Below are 16,228 nucleotides of genomic sequence, written 5' to 3'. Positions count from 1 at the left end.
CCGAAAATATTCCGAAGAAAGGGAACATCTCATGTCTCGACCTGCAGCAAGCAGCACGATCACTATCGGAGCGACGGCGGTTACCTACCTGCCCGATGGATACGGTTGGCTGAACCCCGCCGCCGCCTTCCCGTCCAGTCAGCCCGATGGTTGGCGGACACACTCCGAATTCCTCGACGAGCGAGGTTGGTTTCCGGTCAGTATCGGATCGTTTCTCATCCAAACTTCCGAACGTGCGGTTCTGGTCGACCTCGGGCTCGGCCGAGTCGAGTTCAGCATTCCGGATGTCGCCGACTTTCGTGGTGGAGACCTGATCGAGGCATTGGCGGGACGCGGCCTCGCACCCGCCGACATCGACACTGTCTTCTACACGCACCTTCACCACGACCACGTCGGATGGACGAGCAACGTCGCGCCCGCGCCGAACGCGCCGGAGGGACCAGAGATTTCCGGTCTGACGTTCCGGTCGGCACGGCATCTGGTCAGCGGAACCGAATGGGAACATTGGTCTGGTACCCACGAGCTGGTAGGCCCGGACCCGTCCGCGGTCCAAGCTCCACTTGAAACCGTGATCGGATATGTCTCCGACGGAGACGAGATAGCTCCCGGGGTGCGGGTACTCGCGACTCCGGGCCACACTCCGGGGCACAGCAGTTTAGTGGTAACCGATGCGGCGGGAAAGGATCCCAGACGTCTCGTCATCCTCGGCGACGTCATGCACTGCCAAGTCCAAGTGGTCGAGACGAACTGGAGCTTCGCCTTCGACGTCGATCCAGCCGCGGGCATCACCACGCGCGAGCACCTGCTCAAAGATTTGGAGGATGACAATACGATTTTGGCCGGTGGGCATTTCGCCGATAATGTCTTCGGCCGCGTGTTGCCGGCAGAAATGCGCAGAGCCTGGTCGAGCGGGTACGTCGCCGACTAGCGTCGACACCATGCGCCCACCGCATACACGCAGGCCCCGGCCGGGAACTCCCGGCCGGGTCCTCGCCTGGCTTCCGGATGGTCGACCGGCTGATGTGTACAGCGCACCGTGCCCTTCCAGGCAGGCCCTGGATCGTATAGCCGATAAATGGACCGCGTTGATTGTCGGGTGCCTTTCGACCGGCACCAAGCGCTACAGCGAGTTGCGCGCCGCGATCGACGGAGTCAGCGAGAAGATGCTCACCCAGACCCTTCGAAGCCTGGAACGCGACGGACTCATAATCCGTACGGTGCATTCGTCAGGCCCACTGAAGGTGGACTATCAACTGACTTCGCTGGGCCGAACCCTGAGCGATCCCCTCGCCGCGATTCGGGCATGGGCCGAAACGCATATCAACGAGATCAACGATGCCCGTGAGCGTTTCGATCGCTCCAACATGTCCGGTTAGGCAATGAAGAGCGGGCGAATGGCCACCGTCATCAACCGGGTGCCGCGTTCCCTGCCGTCGCTCATGTCGCGACTTCTTGATCGCCTCACCTGGGTCCGCGGGCGTCTCCACACAACACTTCGTCACCGAAGGTTTGGCGCATTCGCAGCGCCGGCGGCCCCGGGGTCGGAGGACACCGACGTGTCGACGATAGCGAGAAATGCGCGAGCGGCCGGAGTGCTGCCGGTGCGGCTCCAGATGATGTGCTCGGCGCGGGTAGGCGCGTCCGTGACGTCGATGGTAGTGACTCCTGTGAGTTGGGGAACGTAGGCCGAGGCCAGCATGGCAATGGCCAGGCGTTGCTCCACCAGTCTGGCGATCAGGTATGCGGTGGTGACCTCGAAGGCCACGTCGCGAGTGAGTCCGGCGGCCGTGAACGCCTGATCGGCCTGCGCTCGTCCGGCTGTGCCGGGTGGCAGATCGACGAATACTTCTGAAGACAGCCGGACGAGGTCGACACTGTTCCGAACCGCCAGTGGGTGATCGGGCGCCACCACAGCGACGAGGCGGTCGTGAGCCAACTTCCGGGATCGGACGCCCTGTGGGTCGGAGGTGACCGGTAGCCCGATGAAGGCTACGTCGATAGTGCCATTTTTGACGTCTTCTATGAGATTCTCGCTGGCACCGGCGCGCAAAGCGATGCGAACGTGCGGGTGACGGGTGCGGAACTCCTGCAACGCTGCAGGAACATCGACCGCCGCGACCGTCGGGATCAACCCCACGGTCAGGCGACCGCGGATGTCGCCTACGGCGGCGGCGACCTCGGCCGCTGCGCGCTCAGCCGCCTCCAGGCATTGACGTGCGGCTGGAAGAAAGGCCGCACCGGCGTCGGTCAAGCGCACTCGCCGACTGGTTCGCTCGAACAGTTTCGCGCCGAGTTCCTTTTCCAATCGGGCGATTTGGTGGCTGAGAGCGGACTGGACCACCAGGCACCGTTCTGCCGCGCGAGTGAAGTTGTTGGTCTCGGCGACCGCGATCACGTAGCGCATCTGCTGTAACTCCATTGATCAATCTTGAATCAAGATGGATGCTCTGACAAACATGTGTTGGACTCATTCTTGGTGGCCGGGCGACACTTTTGGTTGTCAAATGCTCAGCAACGCAAGGGGTTCACCGCAGTGAGCAGCACCGCACCGGCATTACCCACTACCACCGTCGATCTATGGGTCGACCCGCGCTGCCCCTGGGCGTGGATTGCCACCCAATGGCTGCTCGAGGTGGAGCAAGTGCGGTCGATCGAAACACGCATCCACGTGATGAGTTTGTCGGTACTCAACGAAGGCCGGCAGTTGCCGGAGCAGTATCGCCAGAGTCAGGCCCAAGGTTGGGGTTGCGTGCGCGTTTGCAGTGCTGTCCAGCAGCACTCCGGCGACGAAATGCTGCGCGCCCTGTATTTGGCCATGGGTACTCGGATACATCACGATCGCGCGGGCCTCGGCAGGGACATGATCCTGGCCGCTCTCACCGATGTCGGCCTGCCCGGTCACCTTGCCGACGCAGCGGACACGAGCGAGTACGACAGGGCATTACGCGCCAGCCACCACCGAGGAATGGAGCTCGTTGGTGACGCTGTCGGCACACCGGTCATGCATATACCCAGGTCCGACGGCACGCCCGCGGCGTTCTTCGGTCCGGTGATCTCCCCCGCCCCCCGCGGCGACGAGGCTGGGCGGCTCTGGGACGGCGTACTGGCCCTCGCCGGCACCGATGGCTTCTTCGAGCTCAAACGCGCCCGCAACCGCAATCCGATATTCGCCTCCCGCTGACCACTCCACCGCCGGCGATCCATCGCCGGGTCGAAGTCACACAACCGGAGAGAAGAGAGATGTCGACCAATCCGGAGCGTGCGCTGACACCAGTCCGATCGTGGCTGTGCGTCAGCGTCGTCACCGCCAGTTTGTTCACCTTCGTCACGACCGAATTGATGCCCGTTGGCCTGCTGACCTCACTGAGCGCGAGTTTGAACGTCGCGGTGGGGGTAGCCGGGCTGATCGTGACACTGTTCGGTATTTCCGCCGGGCTGGGCGTGCCCTTTCTGGTCGCCTGGACCAGACGGGTCAACCGCCGCACTCTGCTATCCGCACTCCTCGCCATCATGGCTACGGGGAATTTGATTGTCGCTGTCTCGCCGAGTTTCTGGCCGGTGCTGACCTCCCGGCTGGTCATGGGATTCGCCCACGGCGTGTTCTGGGCCATTGCCGTGAACATGGCGATGCGTTTGGTCCCCGAACGGCACGCCGGCCGGGCCGCCGCTATCGCTCTGTCGGGAATCTCGATCGGCACCGTTGTCGGCATCCCGCTGGGGACCTTTGTCGGAGGTCTCACTTCTTGGCGCACAACATTTTTCATCTGGAGCATGGTGTGCCTGCTGGTTCTGGCCCTGGTCGTGGCGACGATCCCCTCGATGCCGTCGGAAAATGCCGTTTCGGTGCGGGAAGTCTTCGCCCTGCCTCGCGATAACGCGCGGCTGCGAAGCGTCTTGTTTGCGGTCATCCTCTATGTTCTCGGCCATTTCGCGGCGTACACCTACGTCCGGCCGTTCCTCGAAAACGATGATTCGGCCTCATCAGGGTTCATCACCGGTGCGCTGATCGCCTACGGCATCGGAGGCGCTGCCGGCAACTTCATCGCGGGACAGATGGCGAGCAAGAATTTTCGGACCGGCCTGGCGATCTCGTGCGGAGGGCTCATGGTATCCCTGGCGTTCCTCGTCACGGTTGGGCACAGCCCGTTCGCGGCCATCGTTTTCATAACCCTGTGGGGCATCTCGTTCGGAGCCGCGAATTTGTGCCAGATCAACCTGACACTGGCCGCCGCACCCGACACATTCGAAGCGGCCATGTCGATCAACACCCTGGCCTACAACGTTTCCATCGCCCTCGGAGCCCTGTGCGGCGGCCTGTTCGCCGACAGGCTCGGCGTCGGCAGCGCGTTCGGGTTCGGTGTGGCACTGACGGCGTGCGCAGTGTTGCTCGTCCTCGCCAGGGGCCGCAAATCAAAGGACAGCAACAGTGCGACAGACGCTGGACGAGACGATCAGGTCATCGAGATATGAGCGAACATGATGACCACGCCGCGCAGGACTACACCTGGATCGATACTGTCGCCGGGGTCGATCTGGACGAATTGTCGGCCCTCTATCGAATCGCGCCACTGGGTGACAAGAAGCCCAATGCGTTGCGTACCGTCTTCTCGCACAGCATGTTCGTTTGCTTCGTGTACTCCAACAGCACCGAACTCGTCGGGGCGGGGCGCGCGTTGGCCGACGGGCTGGATTGCGCCTACATCGCCGACATTGCCGTTCACCCCGTACACCAGAATCGAGGGCTGGGCACCAAGATCACCTCGCACCTGGTACTCCGTTGTCGGGGGTACAAGAAGACTCTTCTCTATGCCTCGCCGGGAACCGAAGGGTTCTATCGAAGGCTGGGATTTTTGCCGATGACAACGGCGATGGCCATCTGGCACGACCCTGAGGCCGCCGTCCACAACGGACTGGCGTCCCGCGCCACACAGGCCGCGGGCAACGAATCATCGTGACGAGACCACCGAGATACGAGCTCCACGACCGCCGGGCGCCACGTCATTCGGCGCCCACAAGCATCAGCGTGAACGCGATAGATCCTGGTTACGTTGCGATCGATCCGAATCACCAAGCCGGGCCCATGTCGGCAGATGAGGCGGGGGCGTTTATCGCGCGCGTGCTGAGCAAGCTCGACGGCAATCGCCGTCGTGGCGTGTTGAGGTGGCTCAGCGCTGTCTTTTCGGTTGAAGACTGGAGCCGGCAACGATCTCGTGATTGGCCCCCCTTCAAGATTAAAAGGGCGGCGCCGCCGCCAGATCGAGGTACTCGATTACCGATTCCTGGCCGCCGTCGGCCCGGCAACACCCGCGCCGCGCCGACGGCATCGGATCGTCAAGATCGTCGACCAGCTTACGGCCGCGCCCGAGATGGGCTCCAGACACCAGCCGGGCCTTCGTTTCGGCGAATCTGCGCAGGATGCGGGGCGCGGCGGTGTGGACTCGAGCTGCGGTCGCCGCCGTCGCCCCAAAGCTTCGGTAATCACCATCGCCTTCTGTACCTACTAGTATGTATAGTCTGTTGAATGAACACGAGGAACAACCTCATCGAGAGCACACGGGCGCTGTTGTGGGAGCGGGGCTATGTGGGGACCAGCCCGAAAGCGATTCAGCAGCGCGCCGGAGCCGGGCAGGGCAGCATGTACCACCACTTCGCCGGCAAGGAGGAATTGGCGCGTGCCGCGATCGATCGGACAGCCGCGGAGTTGCGTGCCAGCGTGGACGCGCAACTATCCGGTCCGGGCACTGCGCTACAACGCATTTCGGCCTATCTGTGCCGCGAGCGAGACATCCTCAAGGGCTGCCCGATCGGTGGGCTGACCCAAGACCCGGACGTGATAGCAGCACCCACCCTGCGCGAGCCGGTCGAGGAGACCTTGACCTGGTTGTGCGCCCGCCTGGAAGGCGTACTGACCGAGGGCCTCGATGCTGGGGAGCTGAGTCCGACCCTGAACCCGGTTGCAACTGCAGCGGCGATCGTCGCTGCGCTGCAGGGCGGGTACGTCCTGGCCCGCGCCGGAAACAGCGCAACGCCTTTCGAGCAGGCGGTCGAGGGGATCCTCGCGTTGCTCACCCCCCATGCCATCCACTGAATTTCGAAAACCGCACGAGATCAAGGAAATACGTCGAGCATGCGCATATCCCACGCTCCTCACACCGCTATATCCGCTTCATCGACGTCCGTCACCGGTGACGCGCGCGCCGAAGAACTCGCTGTCCCCGACGGCCCGTCTCGAACGCGGGTCCACAGCGTCCGGTTTGCCCCTGGCGCCCGCACGCGCTGGCACCGTCACCCGGTCGGGCAGGTACTCGTGGTGACCGACGGCACGGGCCTCGTGCAGCGCCGCGGGGGTCCGGTCGAGCCCATTCGGACCGGCGACAGCGTGCGGATCGAGGCCGACGAATGGCATTGGCACGGAGCGACTCCCGGCAACTCGATGACGCATGTGGTCATCGAGGAACTTTCGGTGGACGGGAGGCCGGCGGAGTTCGCAGGGGCTGTGACGGACGTCGAATACCGCGCTGCGAGCCGAGACCAGGCCGACCCAGCTCCGCCGCTGAGCCGCGTGATCGTGATGGACCAGCAACTGCCGCAACCGCTGGCCACTCAGCGTGTCGAGATCCGGCGGATCACCATCGCACCCGGCTGCGCCGCCGGGCTGCACATTCACAACGGACCGGTATTTGGCAATATCGAGACCGGATCGGTCGTCTATCAGATCGAGGGACAACCGAAAAGCGTGCTCGAACCCGGCGACGTGTTCTACGAACCTGAGGGCATACGCATCGCACGCTTCGACGCACAGGACGACGGCGCCACGTTCCTCGGGTACTTCCTGCTTGGTGCCGGCATGAACGCCGAGCTTGTCGTCCCCGACGCCTGATTTCGCTGGCCCATTTCTCGAGGGCGGAGGAGACAGCCGCCAGTACAGGCGGTACGGGATGCGGCGCGAGGAACGGTGCCGTCTTCGGACCGCTAACCAGCCAGCCGGGGATCATTGCGCGTCGGGATGCCGCTGGCCGCCTGGGCAGCGGCGATGTCGCCCACGCATCGCCGCCAAGCAGCTCAAACAGACGGATTAGACGCCCGGGCTCAGCCCTCATCGTCGCTGGCGGCGTCGCCAGGGTCGGAACAGTATCTTGTCCGCGCGTTGCGGGGGACCCCGCAGAGTCGGGCAGCGATACCGAAGAGGCGAACGCGTTCCGATGGCCAGTTTTCTTGCTTCTCGTGACGATCGAGTGCGCGACGATAGATCTCCTGAACTATGCAGTCGGCGGCATCGGCGGAACCGAGCATGAGTCGGCAGAACAGCCGCAGCTGTGCGATGCAGCACGGCGTCGTGTTGGGCGATGTTTCCCTCGTCGGACATGCCGTTGCCTAGTCAGAGCCCGAACAGCGGAAATAGCTCGGAGCCGTGGAACGCGACGATCCTGCTGACGCCTTCGCCCCTGATGGTCAATACATGCAGTGCGTGTGGGTGGTGTGCGCCGTCGCGGCCGCGCGCGTACACCGCGAAGGCGGGCTGTCCATTGGCGGACGTGGCAATCAGTTCGGCCGGACCGATCATCCGCATCTGTTTAGCCAGGAAGCCGAGAATGATGTCACGGCCTTCGAACCAGGTCGCGATCGGCGGCATTTCCCACCGTGCGTCCTCGGTCAATACCGCGACGAGTCGATCGACATCCGCGGTTTCGAATGCGGTGACATACCGGTCGAGCAAGGCTCGCCGCAGCGGTTCGGCGGGTTCGGTCACGTCGTCCTCGCTGAGCGGAAACCGGCCTCGGGCCCGCTGCAGCGCGCTGTTGACGGCGGCTGCCGTCATCTCGAGCACTTCTGCGACCTCGGTGGTCCGCCATTGCAGCACATCGCGCAGGATCAGCACGGCTCGTTGCCGCGGTGGTAGCTGTTGGAGCGCCCCCATCAGGGCCAGGCGCATCGTATGTCGTTGCACCACGACGCTCGCCGGGTCGGCCGGTGCGGCAGTGAACAGAAAGTCAGGTATCGGCTGCAGCCACGGTATCTCTGGGGATCGCTTGGCCAGCCTGATGTCCAAATTTGTTTCGGGAGCGCCGATCTCGGCGGGCAGCGGCCTGCCTCTGCTTTTCTCCAGCGCTTTGAAACACGCCCTGGTAGCGATGCGGTAGAGCCAGGTGCGCAACGATGATCGTCCCTCGAACCCGTCGTATGCCCGCCAGGCGTTCAGATATACATCCTGAACTACATCTTCAGCCTCCTGGGTCGAGCCGAGCATGCGGTAGCAGTAGGCGATCAGCTCGCGTCGGAACGGTTCGCTCAGCCTCCCGAAATCCTCGTTGCCGGTCTGGGCCTCACTCATAGTGCGCATGATCCGCCGCTGCGGTAGTTGATCGCTCGATCGGGCCGTATTCGTCGTGTCGGTTCAGCCACGAGAATCGCGGCACCCGTGGGTAGTCCCCGTAAGAGTCCTCCCAGTCCTCCTGGCGCCCGAGTGCCGTGAAATCCAGCGAACTCAACGTCGCGCCCATGGGCTCGTGCTCGCGGTCGTTGATGAAGTAGGTGCGGTAGACGTTGTCGCCGTCGCGGATGAAGACGTTCGTTCCATACCACTCGGCCACGGCGAAGTCGGCGTCGAAGCCGTCGGTAATCGTGTACCACGGTAGAGACCAGCCCATCCGCGCTTTCACACGCTCTATGTCGGGTTGCGGCGCTCGGGAAGCGAACGCCAGCGTCGTGTCGCGGGCGTGGAGATGCGCGAGATGGGCGACCTGGTCGGCCATCAGCGAGCAACCGACGCACGCGCGATCGGGCCAGCCGGACACCCCCGGCTCGAAAAAGGCACGATAGAGCAGCAGTTGGCGGCGCCCCTCGAACAGATCGGGCAGGCGCGCTGGCCCGTTCGGCCCATCGAAGAGGTATTCCTGATCAACCTTCAGCCACGGCATTCGCCTGCGGTCGGCGGCCACGGCGTCGCGAGCGCGAGTCAGCTCCTTCTCCTTCGCCAAGAGCTGCAAGCGCGCGGCCTCCCATTCCGCAGGCGTAACGACTGGGGCTTGGTGGGTATTGTTCATCGTCACGTCCTTGTCCAGGAATTTCGAATCAAGAGATGGTGATGTCGGCCATATCGATGGCGACCAGGACAATCTGGTCGTCGCCCATTGGGGCGTAGGCGCGGCGGGTGGCGGGAATGATGATGCCGTCGATATCGCGGTAGTCGGTGGCGCAGAGCTGTGACTCGGTGGTCGGGTCGACGATGTCGATGGTGAAGTCGTGGCGACGCAGCAGCCCGTCGGGGCCGAAGCAGAACACCTGCGTACGGGTGTGGCTTTTGATGTTATCGGGGAAACTCACGCTCAATCGTCGCCAAATTTCACCATTGGCCTCGATAGGGCTGATCTCGTCGCAGACGAACCCCGGCCATGTGAGCAGGAAAGGCGTATTCATATACGTCCACAACGCTTCACCGGTGAAGTACGCCAGATGCAGGTCGTCCCAGGGGGTCTGGAATTGGTGGCCGGCGAACGACCGCTCCGGGTCCTCGCGAGTGTCGACGACCGTGCCGTCGGGTTGCTGGAGGACGACCCGGTCGGGCTGGAACACCGAGCGTCGGTGTTGCGCGCGGTAGTCCATGGTCAACTGTTGCCGGGTGGTATCCACCTCGAAGCGGACGTCGCTCATCGCGTCCGTCTTTCCTTTCATCTGCCAGAAGGCTCCGCTGATAGCGCCGTCGACCTGGATCGTCTTGATCCGTTTCCACCGGTCCAGACCGCCGTGCGCTGCAACCGCAGTCGCGAGTAAATCGTTCATTACCTTGCTCCTCTGATTCCGATAAGGGTTTGCCCGACCGCCGAAGTCCCGGCGATCGGGGGTGATGGGTCAGTCGACGATGATGCCGCCGGTCAGATTGGCGACAGTCCCGGTCATCGCCGATGCTTGGTCGGAGGCGAGAAATACCGCGACAGAGGTGAGCTCGGCCATCGTTGTGGGCCGTTTGCGGTGCGTCATCGAGGTGGCCATGGCGGTGAACTGGTCCTTGGAGATGCCCATCGCGTCGGCGTGCAGTCCATAGACGAGGTCGATGGTCGGCGTTTCAAGCATGCCCGTGGTTCGCAGGCAGAGCGAACGCACACCATGCTGCGCCCATTCCGCGGACAACGCACGGTTGAGCGCTTCCATCGCCGCCCAGCCCACGCTCATGCCACCGACCAACGGCAGGCTCACCCGGGCGGGTTCGGGTGTATGCATCAGGATCACTCCCGACCCTCGGGGGATCATATGCAGCGCAGCTGATTTCGCGGTCACGAAGTGCGCTCGGGCGTATGTCGTGATCGGCCGCATGAAATCCTCGACCGGCAAGTCGGTGAACGGGATGCCCTGCAGTCTCCGTGGTGAGATCCCGATCGCGTTGAACGACACGTCAACTCTGCCAGCGTCGGCCACGACCGCGTCAAGGTGTTCGATGACGGATTTCTCGTCCAGGGCGTCGACCACAGCGGTCTCGACGGCTCCGCCTGCGTCGGAGATTTCCTTTGCGACGGCATTGACGCTGTCCGCGGTTCGCCCGGTCAGGAAGACCCGGGCACCTTCCTGGGCGAACCCGCGGGCGACCGCGCCGCCGACCGCGCCGCCCGCGCCATAGACGACCACGTTTTTGTTCTCCAGCAACATATCCTTCTCTTTCCAGTTGGTCACGCGAACACGTGACGTCGGTGGCCTGTGAGCTGGTACCTCCCAGCTCGTCGCGGTTGCCGCTGTCCCTGTACACCCGTGCTACCTCTGCGCCGACGGTGGCGGGCGTGAGCAGCGGTTCGAGTGCTGCGGTGAAGGTGACCAGCGCTGGTTGGTGCCGCGCGATCACGGTGCGAGCAGTCTCCGCGTCGGTTGCGCCGGCGAATATCGAGATGAAGGCCGCACCCAATTTCCGGAGCACGTCCGCCCACGCCTCCGACGTACGCGCGACGCCCACGACCTCACGCCCTTGGTCGATCAGCCCGGCGGCGATCGCCGCTCCCAAACCGCGGCAGGCGCCTGAAACCACCGCCGTGGCCCGCGGCCGCTGTGATGACATGGCGTCGAGCGGCGCCTGATCGCGCACTCGACTACTCCTCCGCCTGCCTGTTCACTGACGAAGCCCCGTCCGGCCATAATGACCACCTCCTGTCAGTACAGAGGCGATCGCATCGCGAAAGTAATCGGCACTCCGCCAGATTTCAGCAGGCCTGCATCTGATACAACGTCGATGCGATGGGGCCAAGACCTAGCGGTTTGTGACTGTTGCATTCTGTGTGACGAGACCTGCGGTTACTCCACCTGCGTAAAACCGCCGTTCAGAACGGGATGTCGCGCATTCGCAGGGCTGTCAACGGCCAGTAGTTCGTGGGTCTGGCCGGAATTTGATGATGGGCCAGGCTTATTGGGCGAGGACGCGGGTGCGGAGGAGATCGAAATTGGCACGCCCGTACATGGCCCTCTTGTATGCCTTGATCCGGCAGACGGCTCCTTCGACAGCGCCGCTGTTCCAGGGCAGGGTGAGTCCGTTGCGGACGGCGTCGTAGTCCTTGAGCAGCCCGTCGGCGAAGCGGCGCAGTTGCGGGATGCTGCCGGCCTTGGCCTGGTTGATCCAGTCGTCGAGCTGCTGACCGCGGCGGTGGCGCAGCATATCGGCGAAGCCCGTGACCAGCTCTTCGAGTTCGCGCAGGGTGTCGCAGTGGTCGAGTGCGTGATGCAGGTCGGCGAGTTCGTCGGTGGTGAGTTTGTGTCGGGGCCGCATGAACAGGCTGGTGAGCTGGCGTGCGGTGATCGGCGGTTTCGCCGTCCAGACCGGCGCTGGTGCGGTGTTCTCGCGCCAGGTGTGGATGAGCCGGCGGACCGAGCGTTCGCTGCCTCGGTAGCCGCGCTGGCGTAGCTCACCGAACAGCAGCCGAGCGTTGCTGCAGCCGTCTTCCCACCGTCCCGCAAGGTAGGGCACGTGCGGGTCGAGGGCGCTGCCACGTCGCGGGGCCGGGGTGAGAAGCTGATCGGCGGTGCCGGCCAGGCGGTAGCGCCGCACGGTCTTGCCGTCCAGATTCAGGGCCTTCGCGATCGCGGTCGGACCGACGCCCTTGGCGACCAGCGCGTGGATCTCGGCATGGCGTTGCCGGGTAGCCGCTACTCGCCGTGCCGATGCCGGTCTCTGGCTCGCCAGCGTCGGGGCGGGTTGGGCGACCGCTGCGTGTTCGTCGTCTTCGCGCAGGCATTTACGATGCGCGCGAACAACTTTGTCGACCGCTGCAGTCAGATTATGGAGCAAATGCCACCTGTCCGCGATTTGAATCGCTTGCGGCGCACCGCGACTGGCACCGTCAGCATACGGGCCGCCGCGGTCGCGACACACTACGCGAATGCCTGGATGTTGGGCCAGCCAGGCGGCGAGGGTGTCGGAGGTCCGGTCCGGCAGAAGATCGACCGGCCGGTGGGTGCGCATGTCGATCACCACAGTGCCGTAGACGTGACCGCGGCGGATGGCCCAATCGTCGACGCCGACGTCCACCAGCTCACCGACCGCCGGCAGCCGGATCGACCGCACCAGCCCCAACAACGTTGATCGCGACACCTCCACCGCCAGCTGCCTCGCCATCCTCGCACCGGGCCGACTACCCAGCGCCAGTCCGACCCGCGTCAACAACTCGGTGACCAGCGGACTGCGCCGCTGATACCGAACGGCCAAGCCTGGGACCTGCTCGGAGAAGATCCGGCGCTCGCAGTGAGCAGCCTCGCACCGGAACCGGCGCACCATCAGCCGGATCACCACTTCCCGGCCCGAGACGGCCAGGTCCACGATCGTGCGGCGGTAACGGCTGTGCACCACCGACGAATGACACCCACACCGGGTGCAATCAGCCGAAGAACCACAGGTCGACGCATCGAACACGATGCCCCCGCTCGTCGTCGAAACCCCATCGATGCGAACCGCCGAAAGATGCGGAAAGAGCAGGCTCACAACATGTTTCGCGACATCATCCAACACTACGAACAGCGTCTATAACCGATCCTCGTGCGCAACAGCGGAATCGACACGCACCCCATCATCAAATTCCGGCCAGACCCAGGATTCCATGGCCGCTGTCACAGGGCCAGGACCGGGTCGGCCCAAGCTGGGCCAGCTCGGCATCGATGTCGACCTCGATGACACCGCCGAGTCGGGACCCGTTGTTACAGTTCCTCGGCGACCCGGATGGTGCGCCGATAAATCTCCACTGTGTTCCAGTTCTTCGCCCGAGGAGCCACGCCCTCAACCGACTTCGACTATCCGCCTTCTGGTCGGGCACGCGCACCACGGTGCGCTCCCCTGACCTCACGGATTCCGCGTCACCATCGGTATGGCCCAAATCTCCCCCCACGCAATTACGGCAGCTGCCACGAAGACGACGCATACGATCACTCCGCCCGACGTCTCATGGCAGCGCAGGTGTAAAAGAGCAGCCAGCACGGCGAAGACCATCAGTCCGACTGCGGCGATCGGCGTCAGTACAGGCGCGATTCCGGTGGCACCAGGCCCGATCAACCCAATTCGCCTACGACCTCCACGATCCCGATGAGACGAATGCTTGCCTCGGAAACATCCTGCATCCAGGGAAACTTCTTCGCCAGTATGTCTTTCGGCTGCGCGAGTTTGCCGACCCCGGACAGGACCACGAGCGCTGCGAGACAGCCCTGCAGGACCCACAAGAACATATTCATGTGACGCTTTCTGTTCGGACACCGATACGCCGGAATCGCAGTGGAAGCAGAGATCCCGGCACTCGAGACGGACGAACGCGCCCGTCTCTTGGAGGCGAGCTCCGGAATTCGGAGCGGCCTCGTCTCGGTAGAACCGACGAAATAGCTCACCGAAATGCCAGGCCGTGCGTCACGGTGTCGAAACCGACGCCGGCAGCGGCTCCCATCGAAGTGGAGGAGGCACTGCTGCGGAATCCGCACATCGCTTAGACCGTGTCTTACGTGGTTGTGATTCGGTTGTGGTGCGTCGGACCCGGTTGTGCTGCATGATGTTCGGTTTGTGGTCGATCAGTTGTCGAAACGTCTTGTCCCGGACGAGTTGTGGGCTCTGGCCGAACCGTTGTTGCCGGAGTTCAGTCCACGTCCGCAGGGTGGTGGCACCGCGCCGATCGACGAGCGCGTGGTGTTCACCGCGGTGGTGTTCGTGCTGACCAGCGGTTGCGTGGCCGTAAGTACGAATTCTGACACCACTTATCGGTGAATTCTGGCGTCACTCGGGGCCGTTCCGGGGCGGGTGTATCCGCGAATTTTGATGTCACCCCGGTCGGGTGTCCCGATCGCTGGGCGTGTCAGAAAGGCTCGGTGTGGAGGTTGCGGGCCGAGTTTTCGAGGCCCTCAAGAACGGTGGCGAATCGGTTCAGGTCGGCCTGTAGGTTCGTGAGTGTGTAGCCGTCCGTGCCGACGAAGGCGTGAAAGGATTGCGCGACAGCGGGGCGCTGTTGGTTAGCCAGTTGTCGATAAACGTCGGCATCTCGGCGAGTTCCATCGCGTCGTCGATGGTGAGGCCAGAGATAAGGGGGCTGGGCTGCACAGTTTCGCGACTCGATTTCGAGACTCGACGACCTGGGAGTTCTTCCGCCCTGTCGATGTGAAGGTGTCTGCACGTATGTTTGGAGCGCTCTGCACTGCGCATTCAGGGCTAGCCGAACAGACAGTCCGTTGGGTGGTATGGCGGCACAACCCGAGCTGGCGAGGTAATTCGGGAACGTCGGCATGCCAGCGGAAGGGGTAGCAAGGCAATTCGGGCAGTTGCGGTGTGTGCAGCCCTGCGGGGGCTGGTGTTCTCCTGTTCTCCGAGCGGAGAACAACCAGGGTATCGAGTCGGCAGCGCCGGGACGTCTTTCTCGTCGCCGACGACCGCCCGATCGCGGACATCTGTCCGACCCTGATGCCGACGATCCGACGTATGACTGGCGGCCGTCGGTGATGGCGTTCAATCCAAGCGACGTCTCCCGGACAAACCGATGTCTTCTGGACCGCGTGGACCGCGTGGACCGCGTGGCCAGCCGGTTCCACATCTGCAAAGAGGGTGGACTGCAGGAAGCCAGGGAGGACCGGAACCAGCCCTTGGGATCGCAGGCATCCCGCCGTGCATGTGCTTGGCGGCGATCAGCCGCAGTGCGACCGCGACTCCGGTGAGGCCCACGTGATCGAGCCGGAGGCACCTGTCCATATGATGCAGATACCTCTGGCATAGAGCCTCACCGGGCCGGCGTAGTAGGCGAAGACGCCCGAGTCATTGATGGCAGCGGGGTGATTGTCGGACGCTATTCCGGCCAGCATGTACTTTTTTGTTCCCGGGTTGTTGTTCGTCGTGACCACACAGTTGGTGGTGCCGTTGTAGAGCAGGTGGATTCGTGCGCCGGGGAGATCTTCGTGATCGATTTCGTGGTAGCTGCTGCCGCATGCCTCGGCCGGGGTCGCGACCGCATTCGCCGGTCCGGCCACAGCTATTGATCCAGCAACGACCGCCGATGCGGCGAGAGCCAACCTGACTGCCTGGGTGAGCACACGCATCGATTACGCATCCGTTCTGTGCCCGTCGGCGCGGGCAAAGCTAGAAAATATGAGATAGCGATAGTACGAGACACACTCAGCCCATCGCGTCGATCGCTTCCCCAGTGGTGGTGGCACTCTGACACGCCGACGTGCATCCGCAGGCCTCTCCCGTGTTCGGCTGCCGGGGTGGTGTCGTAGTTCGCGGATGGGCTGCTGGTCAGGACACGATTTCCAGTGACTGTTGAGTGTCGGTGAATACCGGCTGCTGCGGAGGCGGGGTCTGCGCCGCGGCGCTGGCGCCAGCGGCATTGTCGTCGATCCGACAAAGAGCCTGGATCGTAAGGAGGCCAAGGGGTTTCGCGACCGAACCCTCACCCTCCAGCAACAGCGGTCGTTGTTCCGGCGGTGGACCACAGACCCGCTGGTGCATCCGCATGAAGCCTTGGTCGGCATCCTCGCCTTGCTGCATGGCGCTTCCAGTCGTGAGGCCCGGTTGCTGATCTGCGACGATGTCGATCCGATTCTGCGGACCGTGCGGCTCGGCGATCGACCGCATCCGGTCCCGATGGATCCGGCCAGCTGGGTGATCGTGCAGCGCTGTCTGGCCCATCGAGCCTCCTGGCGAACCACCAACCCGCACGTCATCGTCACCAAAGGGACCAAGGCCGGGAGGTCACCCGCGTCGGTCGCCTATCTGAGCCATGTCCTCCGATGATTG

General features: G+C 63.6%; 16 protein-coding genes and 2 pseudogenes. 9 read left to right on the top strand and 9 right to left on the bottom strand.

Annotated elements, in window-relative coordinates; translation table 11 throughout:
- Window positions 1–31 precede the first annotated feature (31 nt).
- Window positions 32–928, top strand: coding sequence for an MBL fold metallo-hydrolase (locus tag ACPCUW_RS32800; RefSeq protein WP_423429163.1), 897 nt, complete (start codon window positions 32–34; stop codon window positions 926–928).
- 94 nt (window positions 929–1,022) lie between these two features.
- The gene (locus ACPCUW_RS32795) at window positions 1,023–1,376 is read left to right on the top strand and encodes a winged helix-turn-helix transcriptional regulator (protein ID WP_423429162.1); all 354 of its coding nucleotides are present in this window, start codon (window positions 1,023–1,025) and stop codon (window positions 1,374–1,376) included.
- Window positions 1,377–1,498: 122 nt separating this feature from the next.
- Here the strand turns inward: ACPCUW_RS32795 and ACPCUW_RS32790 are convergent, their stop codons facing one another.
- Window positions 1,499–2,419: a LysR substrate-binding domain-containing protein gene (locus ACPCUW_RS32790; RefSeq protein ID WP_423429160.1), complete on the bottom strand. Its 921-nt coding sequence runs from the start codon at window positions 2,417–2,419 to the stop codon at window positions 1,499–1,501.
- Window positions 2,420–2,533: 114 nt separating this feature from the next.
- Between ACPCUW_RS32790 and ACPCUW_RS32785 the strand changes: the two genes are divergently transcribed.
- The 5 genes from ACPCUW_RS32785 to ACPCUW_RS32765 all read left to right on the top strand — a co-directional run bounded on the left by ACPCUW_RS32785 (window position 2,534) and on the right by ACPCUW_RS32765 (window position 6,880).
- Window positions 2,534–3,181 (top strand): disulfide bond formation protein DsbA, encoded by a 648-nt coding sequence (locus ACPCUW_RS32785; RefSeq protein WP_423429158.1) that lies wholly within the window; start codon window positions 2,534–2,536, stop codon window positions 3,179–3,181.
- Window positions 3,182–3,240: 59 nt separating this feature from the next.
- Window positions 3,241–4,470: an MFS transporter gene (locus ACPCUW_RS32780; RefSeq protein WP_423429157.1), complete on the top strand. Its 1,230-nt coding sequence runs from the start codon at window positions 3,241–3,243 to the stop codon at window positions 4,468–4,470.
- Complete coding sequence (locus ACPCUW_RS32775; RefSeq protein ID WP_423429155.1) at window positions 4,467–4,955, top strand: GNAT family N-acetyltransferase; 489 nt, start codon at window positions 4,467–4,469, stop codon at window positions 4,953–4,955. The genes ACPCUW_RS32780 and ACPCUW_RS32775 overlap by 4 nt, the downstream gene beginning before the upstream one ends.
- A gap of 566 nt (window positions 4,956–5,521) precedes the next feature.
- Window positions 5,522–6,088: a TetR/AcrR family transcriptional regulator gene (locus ACPCUW_RS32770; RefSeq protein WP_423429154.1), complete on the top strand. Its 567-nt coding sequence runs from the start codon at window positions 5,522–5,524 to the stop codon at window positions 6,086–6,088.
- A 39-nt stretch (window positions 6,089–6,127) separates the two neighbouring features.
- Window positions 6,128–6,880, top strand: a complete 753-nt coding sequence (locus tag ACPCUW_RS32765; protein ID WP_423429152.1) for a cupin domain-containing protein — start codon at window positions 6,128–6,130, stop codon at window positions 6,878–6,880.
- Between the two features lie 498 nt (window positions 6,881–7,378).
- Here ACPCUW_RS32765 and ACPCUW_RS32760 read toward each other — a convergent pair whose 3' ends face one another.
- The 7 genes and pseudogenes from ACPCUW_RS32760 to ACPCUW_RS32730 form a co-directional block, all read right to left on the bottom strand.
- A complete protein-coding gene (locus ACPCUW_RS32760; protein WP_423429150.1) occupies window positions 7,379–8,332 on the bottom strand; it encodes a sigma-70 family RNA polymerase sigma factor in 954 nt (317 codons plus the stop codon).
- Window positions 8,325–9,044: a DUF899 domain-containing protein gene (locus tag ACPCUW_RS32755; RefSeq protein WP_423429148.1), complete on the bottom strand. Its 720-nt coding sequence runs from the start codon at window positions 9,042–9,044 to the stop codon at window positions 8,325–8,327. The genes ACPCUW_RS32760 and ACPCUW_RS32755 overlap by 8 nt, the downstream gene beginning before the upstream one ends.
- A gap of 28 nt (window positions 9,045–9,072) precedes the next feature.
- The gene (locus tag ACPCUW_RS32750; RefSeq protein ID WP_423429147.1) at window positions 9,073–9,780 is read right to left on the bottom strand and encodes a hypothetical protein; all 708 of its coding nucleotides are present in this window, start codon (window positions 9,778–9,780) and stop codon (window positions 9,073–9,075) included.
- A gap of 69 nt (window positions 9,781–9,849) precedes the next feature.
- Window positions 9,850–10,665 carry an SDR family NAD(P)-dependent oxidoreductase gene (locus ACPCUW_RS32745; RefSeq protein WP_423429145.1) on the bottom strand — a complete coding sequence of 272 codons (816 nt, stop codon included), beginning with the start codon at window positions 10,663–10,665 and terminating at the stop codon, window positions 9,850–9,852.
- A gap of 217 nt (window positions 10,666–10,882) precedes the next feature.
- A pseudogene (locus ACPCUW_RS32740) lies at window positions 10,883–11,041 on the bottom strand (SDR family NAD(P)-dependent oxidoreductase); the annotation flags it as partial.
- Window positions 11,042–11,383: 342 nt separating this feature from the next.
- Window positions 11,384–12,883 (bottom strand): ISL3 family transposase, encoded by a 1,500-nt coding sequence (locus ACPCUW_RS32735; RefSeq protein WP_423429144.1) that lies wholly within the window; start codon window positions 12,881–12,883, stop codon window positions 11,384–11,386.
- Between the two features lie 629 nt (window positions 12,884–13,512).
- Complete coding sequence (locus tag ACPCUW_RS32730) at window positions 13,513–13,692, bottom strand: DoxX family protein (protein ID WP_423429142.1); 180 nt, start codon at window positions 13,690–13,692, stop codon at window positions 13,513–13,515.
- Window positions 13,693–14,011: 319 nt separating this feature from the next.
- On the opposite strand from ACPCUW_RS32730, the pseudogene ACPCUW_RS32725 reads away from it, so the two are divergent.
- Window positions 14,012–14,173 (top strand): annotated as a pseudogene (locus tag ACPCUW_RS32725) (transposase); the annotation flags it as partial.
- A 947-nt stretch (window positions 14,174–15,120) separates the two neighbouring features.
- Here ACPCUW_RS32725 and ACPCUW_RS32720 read toward each other — a convergent pair.
- Window positions 15,121–15,528 carry a hypothetical protein gene (locus ACPCUW_RS32720; RefSeq protein ID WP_423429141.1) on the bottom strand — a complete coding sequence of 136 codons (408 nt, stop codon included), beginning with the start codon at window positions 15,526–15,528 and terminating at the stop codon, window positions 15,121–15,123.
- 223 nt (window positions 15,529–15,751) lie between these two features.
- On the opposite strand from ACPCUW_RS32720, the gene ACPCUW_RS32715 reads away from it, so the two are divergent.
- On the top strand, window positions 15,752–16,225 hold the full coding sequence (locus ACPCUW_RS32715; RefSeq protein WP_423429139.1) for a hypothetical protein: 474 nt from the start codon (window positions 15,752–15,754) through the stop codon (window positions 16,223–16,225).
- Window positions 16,226–16,228: the final 3 nt, after the last annotated feature.

The sequence above is a fragment of the Nocardia sp. AB354 genome, assembly GCF_049538315.1.
In the GTDB taxonomy this organism is placed as follows: Bacteria; Actinomycetota; Actinomycetes; order Mycobacteriales; family Mycobacteriaceae; genus Nocardia; species Nocardia nova.
This window is presented reverse-complemented; position numbering and strand designations above follow the sequence as displayed.